The organism is Curtobacterium sp. NPDC086286 (genome assembly GCF_044746255.1).
Taxonomy (GTDB): Bacteria; Actinomycetota; Actinomycetes; order Actinomycetales; family Microbacteriaceae; genus Curtobacterium.
In genome coordinates, this window is sequence record NZ_JBIVBW010000001.1 from 446,220 (window position 1) to 458,333 (window position 12,114).

The window sequence follows — 12,114 nt, forward strand, 5'->3', positions numbered from 1 at the left end:
CTCCACGCTCCCGGTGGCCGGGTGTCGGGGGCAACGCGCTCGTCCTCCTCATTCTGCGGTGCAGAACACCATCCCGTCAGCGCCGTCCCCGGACGTCACGGAAACCGATCGGGCATAGCATTTGTCCTGCCATGACGACGACGATGACGACACGACGACGGGGGAGCACCGCGGTGGCCGTGCTCGTCGCAGGGACCTTCTTCATGGAGCTCCTCGACGGCACCATCCTGGCCACGGCCGCTCCCGCCATGGGCCGGGACCTCGGCGTCGACTCGGCGGCCATCGGCGTGGCGATCACGGCGTACCTGGTCACCCTCGCGGTGTTCATCCCCGTGAGCGGATGGTTGACCGACCGGATCGGCTCGCGGACGGTCTTCGCCGGCGCGATCGTCCTGTTCACCGTGGCGTCGGGTCTGTGCGCCCTCTCCACCGGGCTCGTCGACCTGACGATCTGGCGCATCGTGCAGGGGCTCGGCGGCGCGCTGATGGTCCCCGTCGGGCGGCTCGTCGTCCTGCGGAGCGCCGGACGCGAGCAGCTCGTCACGGCCATCGCGATCCTGACCTGGCCCGCCCTCGCCGCGCCGATCATCGCGCCGTTCGTGGGCGGCGTGCTCGTCGACACCCTGACGTGGCACTGGATCTTCCTCATCAACATCCCGCTCGGGGTCATCGCGTTCGTCGCCGCGCTCGTCCTCGTGCCGCAGGAGCGGGCGTCCGAGCGGGTGCCGTTCGACTGGTTCGGGTCGCTGCTCGCCTGCTTCGGCCTCGGGTCGCTCGTGGTCATGGCGTCCCTGCTCGCCCTGGACCGCGTGCCCGTGCTGGCGGTCGTGCTCTCCGGCGTCGTCGGGGCGGTCGGCTGCTGGCTGGCGATCTGGCACTTCCGTCGGGCGCCGCACCCGATCATGGGGCTCGACTCGTTCCGGCTCGAGACCTTCCGGGTGTCGCACGCCGGCGGCAGCCTGTTCCGCCTGGCCGTCTCCGCCGTGCCGTTCGTCCTGCCGCTGCTGTTCCAGGACGCGTGGGGGTGGAGCGCCGTGCTCGCCGGGTCCGCCGTGCTGTGGGTCTTCGTGGGCAACCTCGGCATCAAGCCCATGACGACGCCGTTCCTGCGCTGGTTCGGGTACCGGCCGGTGATCATCGTGTCGAGCGCGGTCGCGGCGCTGAGCGTCGTCGCGATGGTGTTCATGACCGAGGACACCCCGTTCTGGCTCCTCGCCGTGCTCCTCGTCGTCAGTGGTGCGGCGCGGTCGGTGGGCTTCACGGCCTACAACACCATCGCGTTCGCCGACGTCGAGCAGGCGGACATGACCCCGGCGAACACGCTCTCGTCGACCCTGCAGCAGACCGCCGCCGGGTTCGGTGTCGCGGTCGGCGCCGTGGTCATCCGGGCCGCCTCGGGCCTCGGCGGATCCGGTCCGTACGACGCCGCGTTCTGGGTGATCGCCGCCCTGCTCGTCGTCGCCTGCATCGAGGGCGTCCTGATGAGCCGTACAGCCGGCGAGACCGTCCGCCCCGCCCGTCGCGTCCGGGCCTGAGCGCGCATCGTCCGTTTTCCCCGCGGTCACACGCACGAAACCGAGGCCGCGCTACAGTCTCAGCAACAGTCCGCGAACGCCGAGTACGGTTGCCGCGGCAGGGCGACCGGAAACGCCCGGAACAGGAAGGCAGCATGGCCGCGCCAGAGCAGCAGGGGACGATCACAGCCGAGACGGCCGTGGAACCGACCGGGTTGCGCGTCGTCAGCTACAACCTCCGCGAGCACACCGCGAACGGCGAGCTCGCCTCCCTGGCTGAAGCGTCCCAGGCCGACGTCATCTGCGTGCAGGAGTGCGACAGCAACGACCTCGCCCCCTCGATCGCCGGCCTCTCCCTCGCCGCGTCGACCAAGGCGAACCGGCTCGGCCTCGCGATCTACAAGCGCGACGACCGGTTCGAGGTCGAGGACTTCAGCATCCACTCCCTGCAGAAGTCGCTGCACGACCGGGTCCTCGCGCCCGCGCACGAGCGCCTGATCGCCATGCACCTGCGCGACAAGGAGGTCGACGCCGAGGTCATCGTCGCGTCCTTCCACGCCTCACCCCTCACCGCCACGAACTCGCTGCGCCGCAAGCAGATCGAGGCAGCGCACCAGTTCGTCCGCGAGCTCTCGAACGACGCCCCGGCGATCATGGTCGGCGACTTCAACTACCCCTGGTTCCAGACGAACCTGCGCCGGAAGATCGAGCAGCACGGGTTCGCGCTGTCGCTCTCCGACCAGCCGACGTACCTGCGCTACCGCAAGTTCACGGGGCACTTCGACTTCGCCACGAGCGTGGGGCTGCACATCGCCGGCGTGGAGACCCTGCCCGCGGGCATCTCCGACCACCGTCCGATCCTGGTGCGTGCGCACTACGAGCACCCGGGTGCGACGGGCACCGTCGCCACCATGGAGTCCCCGGCCGCCTGACGGGCCCGCCGAGGTCGCGCAACACGCCGCACGTGGGTCGCCGAGGTCGCACGAACTGCCGCGCGCTCGAGGCAGGGACGGCAGAACGTGCGACCTCGGCCCGCGCGGTGACGGACGCATGCACAGGAGGCGCGGGGGGGGGGGGGGGGGGCGCCCCCCCCCCCCCCCCCGCGGGCCCCCGCCCGCCCCCGCCCCCCCCCCCGCCCCCCCCGCGCCCCCGCCGGCGGGGGGGGGCCCGCCCCCCGGGGGGGGCCCCGCCCCCCCCCCCGCCCCCCCCGCCCCCCCCCCCCCCCCCCCGGGGGGGGGGGGGGGGGCCCCCCCCCCCCCCCCGCCTCCTGTGCGTCCACCGTCTGCTAGCATCTGATCAGCAGTGCGCTCCGGCGCGCTGACTTCGCGTGTCCACAGCGCCGTCACCGGCGCGGCACCCGACCATCGGTCTCGCTCTCACGAGCGGGCGGTCGCGTGCCAGGGCACCAGGGACCACGACCGACGGTCGTGATCGACACAACCGCAACAGGTCCGCAGCGACGTGCGAGAGCACGGCTGCGCGCCGAGAAGACAGAAGGAGGACGGCACATGGCCGTCGTCACCATCCGCCAGCTGCTCGACAGCGGCGTCCACTTCGGACACCAGACCCGTCGGTGGAACCCGAAGGTGAAGCGATTCATCCTCGCCGAGCGCTCCGGCATCCACATCATCGACCTGCAGCAGTCGCTGGCCTTCATCGACCGCGCGTACGACTTCGTCAAGGAGACGGTCGCGCACGGTGGCACGATCCTCTTCGTGGGCACCAAGAAGCAGGCCCAGGGCTCCATCGCCGAGCAGGCGACCCGCGTCGGCCAGCCGTACGTCAACCAGCGTTGGCTCGGCGGTCTGCTCACGAACTTCCAGACGGTCTCCAAGCGCCTCGCGCGCATGAAGGAGCTCGAGGAGATCGACTTCGACGACACGACGAAGGGCTTCACCAAGAAGGAGCTCCTCATCAAGAAGCGCGAGCTGGACAAGCTCCACAAGACCCTCGGTGGTATCCGCAACCTCACGCGGACCCCGAGCGCGCTCTGGATCGTCGACACCAAGAAGGAGCACCTCGCCGTCGACGAGGCGCAGAAGCTCGGTATCCCGATCATCGGCATCCTCGACACCAACTGCGACCCCGACGAGATCACGTACCCGATCCCGGGCAACGACGACGCGATCCGCTCCGTCGGTCTCCTCACCCGCATCGTCGCCGACGCCGCGGCCGAGGGCCTGAAGACCCGCCACAACGGTGGCGACGACGAGGCTGCGGCCGAGCCCCTCGCCGAGTGGGAGCAGGAGCTCCTCGGTGGCGAGACCGCCGCGCCGGCGGCTGCGACCGCGACGCCCGCCGCTGCCGAGGCCGAGACCCCGGTCGAAGAGAACGACGCTGACGCGCAGGTCGCCGCGAAGGAGATCGGCGAGCCGATCGCCGACGACGCGAAGAACGCAGAGCCGACGGCCGAGGCCGAGGCCGCTGCGGAGACCACCCCCGCCGAGTGACCATCGGGGGCGTCGGGTCGATCGGTCCGGCGCCCCTGCTCCACTCTCCACAAACGCTCAGTCCAGAAAGGACTCCAGTCAATGGCCAACTACAGCCTTGCTGACGTGAAGAAGCTCCGCGAGGACCTCGGGGCCGGCATGATGGACGCGAAGAACGCGCTCGTCGAGGCCGACGGCGACTACGACAAGGCCGTCGAGCTGCTCCGCATCAAGGGCGCGAAGGCCGTCGCCAAGCGCGACGACCGTGCGACCTCCGAGGGTGTCGTCGTCGCGTCGACCGACGGTGGCGCCGCGACCGTCGTCGAGCTCGCGAGCGAGACCGACTTCGTCGCGAAGAACGAGAAGTTCACCACCCTCGCCGACAAGGTCGTCGCCGCGGTCGCCGCCGCCGGTGCCGCCGACGTCGAGGCCGGCAACGCTGCGCCGCTGGACGGCAAGACGGTCGCCGAGGTCATCGACGAGGCCGCTGCCGCCCTCGGTGAGAAGCTCGCGCTCCGCACGGTCACCCGTGTCGAGGGCGACGCGTTCGAGGTCTACCTGCACAAGACCAGCCAGGACCTCCCGCCGCAGATCGCCGTCGTCATCGCCTACTCGGGCTCCGACGCGGCCGAGGCCCGTTCCATCGCGCAGCACGTCGCGTTCGCGAACCCGACCTACCTCACGCGGGACGAGATCCCGGCCGAGGCGATCGAGAAGGAGCGCGCGACCGTCGAGGCGATCACGCGCGAGGAGGGCAAGCCCGAGGCCGCCCTGCCGAAGATCGTCGAGGGTCGCCTCAACGCCTACCGCAAGCAGGTCGCGCTCCTCGACCAGGACTACGCGAAGGACAACAAGCTGTCCGTCGCGAAGGCCGCCGAGAACGCCGGCATCACGATCCAGGGCTTCGCCCGCGTCAAGGTCGGCGCGTAACGAACCCGTGACGGGGCTCGGAACCACCAGGTTCCGGGCCCCGTTTTCGCGCGCCGACACGCGCGAGCACCGACTGGAGGCGCGACCCGCCTCCGCCGGACCGGCTGCGGCCGGGTAGATTCCCACGAGACATTCGACGAAGGGTGCGACCACATGACGAACGAGAAGACCGGACGCCGCCGGGTCCTGCTGAAGCTGTCGGGGGAGGCGTTCGGTGCCGGTTCGCTCGGTGTGAACCCGGACGTCATCAGCACGATCGCGAAGGAGATCGCGGTCGCCGCGCAGGAGGTCGAGGTCGCGATCGTCGTCGGCGGCGGGAACTTCTTCCGCGGCGCCGAGCTCTCCCAGCGGGGCATGGACCGCGGGCGGGCCGACTACATGGGCATGCTCGGGACGGTCATGAACGCCCTCGCGCTGCAGGACTTCCTCGAGCAGGCCGGAGCCGCCACGCGGGTGCAGTCGGCGATCAGCATGACCCAGGTCGCCGAGCCGTACATCCCGCGGCGCGCCGAGCGGCACCTCGAGAAGGGGCGCATCGTCATCTTCGGTGCCGGGGCGGGCCTGCCCTACTTCTCGACCGACACGGTCGCCGCGCAGCGTGCCCTCGAGATCGACGCACAAGAGGTCCTCGTCGCCAAGAACGGCGTCGACGGCGTCTACACGGCGGACCCGAAGAAGGACGCCACGGCGGAGAAGCTCCATCACGTCACCTACCAGGACGCGCTCCTGAAGGGTCTCAAGGTCGTCGACGCCACCGCGTTCTCACTCTGCATGGACAACGGCATGCCGATGCACGTCTTCGGCATGGAGGGCGACGGCAACGTCGCCGCCGCGATCCGGGGCGAGCGCATCGGCACGGTGGTCAGCAACTGACCCCGTCCGCTGACTAGACTCGACGCCAGTACCGAAGGAGTAACACCGTGATCAGTGATGTCCTGACCGAAGCCACCGAGAAGATGGCGAAGGCGGTCGAGGTCGCCAAGGACGACTTCTCGACCGTCCGCACCGGCCGCATCAACGCGGCGCTCTTCCAGAAGATCCCGGTCGAGTACTACGGCACGCCGACGCCGCTCGCGCAGCTCGCGTCGCTGCAGACCCCCGAGGCCCGCACGCTCATCGTGACGCCGTACGACAAGACGGCGCTCAAGGAGATCGAGCGCGCGATCGCGACGTTCCCGAACCTCGGCGCCAGCCCGACGAACGACGGTGACATCGTCCGCGTGACGATCCCGGAGCTCACGCAGGACCGACGCAAGGAGTTCGTCAAGCTCGTCCGGAGCAAGGGCGAGGACCACAAGGTCGTCATCCGCAACATCCGCCGCAAGGCCAAGGACGACCTCGACGCGCTCAAGGGCGAGATCTCCGACGACGAGATCTCCCGTGGCGACAAGGACCTCGAAGCCCTGACGAAGAAGCACGTCGACCAGATCGACGACTCGCTGAAGAAGAAGGAAGCCGAACTCCTCGAGGTCTGATGCACCGTCCGGACCAGGGCGGTGACCGCCCCACAGCAGAGAAGCGTTCCGCCAAGGGGCTGCGTCAGGACTTCGACGCGCGCGCACGAGCCGCACGCACCGACTTCGAGGCGCAGCTCCGGCAGCGGAAGGCCGACTTCGGCGCCCGCAACGAGGCGCTGACGGCGCGCACCGGACGCAACCTGCCGGCCGCGATCGGGATCGCCCTGGCGTTCGCGGTCGTGATGCTCGGCTCGTTGCTCATCTGGAAGCCGTCGTTCATGGTCGTCGGGGCGTTCCTGCTCGGCGTCGGCGTCTACGAGCTCGCGAGCGCCATGCGGTTCGCCGGGCGCGACGTGCCGCGCATCCCGAGCGTCATCGTCAGTGTGGCGATCGTGCCGGCGGCGTTCATCGGCGGTCAGATCCCGGCGCTGTTCACGCTCCTCGGCGGCATCGTGTTCATCAGCCTCTGGCGCCTGGTCGAGGTCGCGATCGCGCGTCCGAAGCCGGCCGCGGGGAACGTGGTGCGGGACCTCACGAACGGCTTGTTCGTGCAGGCCTACATCACGCTCCTCGGCGCCTGCGTCGTGCTGCTGGCGGCACAGCCCAGCGGACAGCTCTGGGTGATCGGCTTCATCCTCGTGGTCGTCGCGGTCGACACCGGCGCGTACGCCACCGGGCTCAACCTCGGCAAGCACCCGATGGCGCCGCGGATCAGCCCGAAGAAGACGTGGGAGGGCTTCGCCGGCTCGGTCGCCGCCAGCATCATCGTCGGCATCCTCGTCTCGTGGCTCATGCTCGGGCTGCCCTGGTGGACGGGCATCATCCTCGGCGTGCTCATCTCCGGATCCGCCACGCTCGGCGACCTCACCGAGTCGATGATCAAGCGCGACCTCGGCATCAAGGACATCTCGTCGTTCCTGCCCGGGCACGGTGGACTCCTCGACCGCATCGACAGCATCCTGCCGTCCGCCGCCGTCGCCTACGTGCTGTACCTCGTCGTCAACCACTGAACGGACCCCTGGCCCACGCCCCAGCGCGTCCAGGTCACACCATGGTCCGGTCCTGGCAGAATGTCGCCGTGGCCACCACCTTCCCGAACGCAGACCGCTCCGCCCTCGGATACGACGTCGACGAGGTCGAGCGCTTCCTCGAGGACGCCCGCCGCGCCTACACGGCGAACGACACCGCTCCGGCGATCGAGGCCGCGAAGATCCGGGCCACCGCCTTCTCGATGCGCAAGGGCGGTTACTCCACCGCACACGTCGACGCCGCACTCGAACGGCTCGAGGACGCCTTCGCGGCTCGCGAGCGCGAGCGGGAGATCGCGGACATCGGGCAGAAGGCCTGGTACGCCGAAGCCCGGTCGAAGGCCTCCGACGTCGTGGCGCGTCTCGAGCGTCCGGACGGGCAGCGGTTCGGTCGCGTCAGCTTCCTCGGCACCGGGTACCACCCGAAGGACGTCGACGCCTTCGCGAAGCGGCTCGAGGGCTACTTCCGCGACGGCAAGCCGCTCAGCCTGACCGAGGTCCGCTCGATCGTCTTCCGACCCAAGCACGGCGGCTACCGCGAAGCGCAGGTCGACGCGCTGCTCGACGCCGTCGTCGAGGTCATGCTCGCTGTCCGCTGACGACGCGCTGGTGGCGGGTGCTTCGCTTTCCGTGATCGTTCCGTTATCCTGGTCGAACTCATGGGCAGGCACACGGCAGACATCAGCTCCGACCGCGATACCCGCGAGCACCTCGGCCTCACGGCCGCCGGTGAGCGCCGCGCGGCACTGAACCGAACCCGCACGGCGGAGAACTCGGTCCTCCCGGCGAACCCGACGGTAGTCACGGCATCGGTGCCGACCGCTCCGGCCGTCGCCCCCAAGTCGGTCGCGGCGAACCGCGTGTCGGACACGACGGACGCGCAGGCGTCGGTCGCCCACGCGGTGCCCGCCACCCCTGCCGACCCCCGCATCGTCAAGCAGCGTCGTGCCCGCGCCGTCGCCGCAGCCGCGAAGCCGTCGTCGTCCCCGCAGAGCATGAACACCTTCGTGCGCAAGCGCGCTGCAGTGCCGGTGCTGTCCTTCTTCGCGGTGTCCGGCATCGTCGTCGGCTCGCTGTTCAACCCGCTGCAGCCCGACGTGGCCCAGGCAGCGGTCTCCGCTCCGGTGCTCGTCAAGGCGCCGGCGGCCCCGCAGGAGTACACGGCGCACGGCACCTACGCCGCGTTCGACGTCTCCCGCGACGCGTACGGCGTGACGCTCCCGAAGCCCAAGGTCGTCGAGAAGCCGAAGACCGAGACCGAGACCACGGATGCCGACGCGGACACCGCCACGGACGAGACCGCCTCGGTGAGCGCCTCGAACACCCTCGCGGCGACCGCTGCGACGCCGGACCCGGGCAGCGCCCAGGCCATCGCGCAGGAGATGGTGGCCGCGCGCGGCTGGGGGACCGACCAGTACAACTGCCTCGTCTCGCTCTGGAACAAGGAGTCGGGCTGGCGCGTGAACGCGTACAACCCGAGCGGTGCCTACGGCATCCCGCAGGCGCTCCCCGGCAGCAAGATGGCCACGGCCGGCGCTGACTGGCAGACGAACCCGGCGACGCAGATCACCTGGGGCCTCAACTACATCTCCGGCGTCTACGGCACGCCGTGCGGTGCCTGGGGCCACAGCGTCGCGAACAACTGGTACTGATCGGCTGAACGCAGGTGCCGCGGAGCAACCGGCCGCGACGCCCTCGGGGCCGCGGTCCCGAGCAGGACGACGAGCCGACCGGTCTCGACCGGATGATGAGCTCGTGGAAGCGCACCGAGGTGCGTCGCGGCCGTGAGTACCTCGTGCAGCCCATCTCCGCCGCCTCGGCGCAGAAGGAGTACATCTGCCCGGGCTGCGGCGGCACGGTGCTGCCCGGCGTGGCGCACGTCGTCGTCTGGCGTGCAGACGGGGTCCTCGGAGACGAGGCCGACCTGGCGTCCCGCCGCCACTGGCACAACCACTGCTGGAGCATCGCATGACCACCGAGATCCGGTCGAACACCGAGCTGCCGGCCCGACGCACCGACATCGAGCTCGTCACGGACGACCACCTCACCCTGGTCGGAGAGCTCGCCGAGCCGCTGGAGCACGCTGCTCGCGGCACGATCGTCACGCTGCACCCGCTGCCGACCGCGCACGGCTTCATGGACTCGCACGTGCTGAAGAAGGCGGCGGCCCGGCTCCCGGCCCTCGCGGACATCGCGGTGCTCCGGTTCAACTTCCGTTCGGTGACGTCCCCGCGCGGTACGTCCGAGGGCGTCTTCGGCGACGGCGTCTCCGAGGGGTTCGACCTGCGCGCCGCCGTCACGGACGTCGCCGACCGCGGTCTGCCGACACCGTGGCTCGTCGGGTGGTCGTTCGGCACCGAGGTGATCCTCAAGCACGCGCTCGAGCACGTCGAGGCCGGCCGGGTCGCCGGTGTCGTCCTGCTCTCGCCGCCGCTGCACCGCACCACCGACGACGAACTCGCCCGTTGGGCGGAGGTGTCCGTCCCCGTCGTGGCCCTCGTCCCCGAGCACGACGACTTCCTGCAGCCGGAGGAGGCGGCACGTCGGTTCGCCATCGCGCCGAACGTCCGTGTCGTCCCGGTCGAGGGGGCGAAGCACCTCTGGGTGGGGGAGAAGTACGTCCGGATCGTGCTCGACGCGATCGCGGACCTCGTCGTGCCGGGCAGCGCACCGCTGCCGACGCACGTCACCGACTGACGGACGGGCCGGGTCGCGGGGGACGCGTCGCGTCGACGACGCGGGCCGGTCCAGGAGGCGCGGGTCGCGCCTCCTGGACCGGCCGACGCTCAGCGCGTGGTCGCGTCCTCGTCGTCGGTGACCGTCGCGTCGTCGGTGACCGACTCGTCGTCGGGCTCGATGACGAGCTCCGCCGGCTCGGCGGCGTCGACCGACGGTGCCGTGCCGAGCAGGCCGGTCGCGTTGGTCAGGACCCCGCGGAGGTTCTCGAGGTAGCCGGCGACGGCATCGCGCTCGGTCCGGATGGCCGCGAGGCGGTCCTCGGACTCGGCGATGATGCCGGCGGTGCGCTCCTCGGCGTCGGCGATCATCTTGTGCACGCGGTCCTGGGCGTCCGCGACGATCGTGCGCGCGTGCTCCTGCGCGTCCGAGGTGCTGGAGCGCTCGAGGTCGTCGGCCTCCTGCTGGAGGCGCTCGGCCCGTTCGCGTGCCTCGGTCGCGCGGCGCGTCGCCTCGGCGAGCTGCAGGTTCGCCTCGTCGAGGTACTTCTGCGTCTCGGTGACGGTGTCGTGGTGCTTCTGCAGGTAGTCCTGCTCGGCGTCGTCACGTCGGGCGGCGAGTTCTGACTCGAGGGTCGTGCGGGCCTCGTCGCGTTCGCGGGCGATCTCGGCACGGACCTCGTCGCGCTCGCGGGTGAGGTCGGCACGGGCCGTGTCGATCTCCTGCCGGAGTGCCGTGCGCTCGGCCTCGAGCGTGCCGAGCTCGGCGGTGCGGCGGTCGGCGATCTCGGTGTCGACCTCGGCGTGCTCGCGTTCGCGGCGGGCGTCGAGTTCGTTCTCGTGCTCGCGGGCGGCGCGTTCCGCGGTCGCCTCGGCCTCGGCGCGCTCCCGCTCGATGCGCGTCGCATGCTCGTCGAGTTCGCGGGCGATGCGGTCCGCGGTCTCCTGCACCAGCCGGGCGTTCTCGGTGCGGGTCTGCTCCTCGTCGACGCGGAGCTGGGCTCGTGCCGCCTCGATCTCCTGTTCGAGCGCGGCGCGGGCCGAGGCGAGTTCGCGGTCCCACTCTGCGCGGGCGGCCGCGAGTTCCTCGTCGAGGACACGGCGGCGGTCGCCGAGCTCGGTGTCGAGCTCGGCGCGACGGCGGTCGACCTCGGCGGCGAGGTCGGCGCGCCCGGTCTCGAGCTCGAGCGCGTGGGCCTGCTGCTCGTCGTCGCGTTCACGGTGCCAGGCGGCGCGACCCTCGGCGATCTCGCGCTCGAGGGCGTCGCGGCGGGTGGTCTCGTCGCGGTCGAGGTCCTCGACACGGCGGGCGTGGTCGGCCTCGAACACGCTGCGGCGGTGCTCGGTCTCGCGGTCGAGGTCGGCGGCGGCGCGACGGGCCTCGGCGGACTCGCGCTGGGTGATCTCGCGGAGCTCGGCGACCTCGTGCTCGACCTGGGCGCGCAGCGCGTTCGTCTCGCGGATCGCGACCGAGCGGACCTCGGCCGCCTCGGTCACGGCGGCACCGCGGATGGCGGCGGCCTCGTTGCGGGCATCCTGCGTCAGGAGCCCGGCCTCGGCGCGGGCGCGTTCGACGGTGTCGGCCGACTCGGCGCGGGCACGGGTGAGCTCGTTCGTCGACCGGGTGCGGGCGTCCTCGAGCGTGTCGCGGGCTTCGTCCTGCGCCTCGCGCAGGGTGCGGTCGGCCTCGGCACGGCTCGAGGCACGGAGCCGCTGCGCGTCGATGTCGGCCTGGCTGATGAGCCGCGTGGACTGTTCCTCGGCGACGCGGAGGGTCGACTCGAGACGGGTGCCGAGTCCGCTGTACGTGGGGGTGCCGGCCTCGTCGAGCTCGCCCTGCAGCTCGGAGACGCGCGCCTGCAGGAGGCGGATCTCCTTCGCGGCGTCGGCCCGGTCGTTGTTCGACTTGATGAGCTCGCGGCGCAGATCGTTCAGCGAGCGGTCCACGTCTTCGCGGCGGTACCCGCGCAGCTCGGTCCCGAACTCTGCCTCGTCGTTCGCCACGTGTTCGCTCCTGGGTGCTCGGCGGAGGGCGCAGGGAAGGCCCGGCACGATTGTAGTGGCGTGCGGAGACGGTGGGC

12 protein-coding genes are annotated in these 12,114 nt (G+C 71.1%); 11 read left to right on the forward strand and 1 reads right to left on the reverse strand.

Annotation, left to right across the window (positions count from 1 at the left end; translation table 11 throughout):
* Positions 1 to 131: 131 nt before the first annotated feature.
* From ACIPKM_RS02200 to ACIPKM_RS02250, 11 genes are all read left to right on the forward strand, one after another.
* Positions 132 to 1,535 (forward strand): MFS transporter, encoded by a 1,404-nt coding sequence (locus tag ACIPKM_RS02200; RefSeq protein WP_071302674.1) that lies wholly within the window; start codon positions 132 to 134, stop codon positions 1,533 to 1,535.
* A 134-nt stretch (positions 1,536 to 1,669) separates the two neighbouring features.
* A complete protein-coding gene (locus ACIPKM_RS02205; RefSeq protein WP_402736081.1) occupies positions 1,670 to 2,446 on the forward strand; it encodes an endonuclease/exonuclease/phosphatase family protein in 777 nt (258 codons plus the stop codon).
* 576 nt (positions 2,447 to 3,022) lie between these two features.
* Complete coding sequence (rpsB, locus tag ACIPKM_RS02210; protein ID WP_070416392.1) at positions 3,023 to 3,964, forward strand: 30S ribosomal protein S2; 942 nt, start codon at positions 3,023 to 3,025, stop codon at positions 3,962 to 3,964.
* An 81-nt stretch (positions 3,965 to 4,045) separates the two neighbouring features.
* The gene (tsf, locus tag ACIPKM_RS02215; protein WP_309888856.1) at positions 4,046 to 4,873 is read left to right on the forward strand and encodes a translation elongation factor Ts; all 828 of its coding nucleotides are present in this window, start codon (positions 4,046 to 4,048) and stop codon (positions 4,871 to 4,873) included.
* A gap of 153 nt (positions 4,874 to 5,026) precedes the next feature.
* Positions 5,027 to 5,746 (forward strand): UMP kinase, encoded by a 720-nt coding sequence (gene pyrH, locus ACIPKM_RS02220; RefSeq protein WP_070416390.1) that lies wholly within the window; start codon positions 5,027 to 5,029, stop codon positions 5,744 to 5,746.
* Positions 5,747 to 5,793: 47 nt separating this feature from the next.
* Entirely contained in the window at positions 5,794 to 6,348 is a 555-nt protein-coding gene (gene frr / locus ACIPKM_RS02225) for a ribosome recycling factor (protein WP_070416389.1), read from the forward strand.
* The gene (locus ACIPKM_RS02230; protein ID WP_175473642.1) at positions 6,348 to 7,340 is read left to right on the forward strand and encodes a phosphatidate cytidylyltransferase; all 993 of its coding nucleotides are present in this window, start codon (positions 6,348 to 6,350) and stop codon (positions 7,338 to 7,340) included. The genes frr and ACIPKM_RS02230 overlap by 1 nt, the downstream gene beginning before the upstream one ends.
* A gap of 68 nt (positions 7,341 to 7,408) precedes the next feature.
* Complete coding sequence (locus tag ACIPKM_RS02235; RefSeq protein WP_070419098.1) at positions 7,409 to 7,957, forward strand: DivIVA domain-containing protein; 549 nt, start codon at positions 7,409 to 7,411, stop codon at positions 7,955 to 7,957.
* A 396-nt stretch (positions 7,958 to 8,353) separates the two neighbouring features.
* The gene (locus ACIPKM_RS02240) at positions 8,354 to 9,010 is read left to right on the forward strand and encodes a transglycosylase SLT domain-containing protein (RefSeq protein ID WP_374475066.1); all 657 of its coding nucleotides are present in this window, start codon (positions 8,354 to 8,356) and stop codon (positions 9,008 to 9,010) included.
* Positions 9,011 to 9,024: 14 nt separating this feature from the next.
* Positions 9,025 to 9,330, forward strand: coding sequence for a hypothetical protein (locus ACIPKM_RS02245; RefSeq protein ID WP_070416388.1), 306 nt, complete (start codon positions 9,025 to 9,027; stop codon positions 9,328 to 9,330).
* Positions 9,327 to 10,055, forward strand: coding sequence for an alpha/beta hydrolase (locus ACIPKM_RS02250; RefSeq protein ID WP_402736082.1), 729 nt, complete (start codon positions 9,327 to 9,329; stop codon positions 10,053 to 10,055). Before ACIPKM_RS02245 ends, ACIPKM_RS02250 begins: the two co-directional genes overlap by 4 nt.
* A gap of 89 nt (positions 10,056 to 10,144) precedes the next feature.
* Here ACIPKM_RS02250 and ACIPKM_RS02255 read toward each other — a convergent pair whose 3' ends face one another.
* Positions 10,145 to 12,037 (reverse strand): hypothetical protein, encoded by a 1,893-nt coding sequence (locus ACIPKM_RS02255; RefSeq protein WP_402736083.1) that lies wholly within the window; start codon positions 12,035 to 12,037, stop codon positions 10,145 to 10,147.
* Between the last annotated feature and the right edge of the window lie 77 nt (positions 12,038 to 12,114).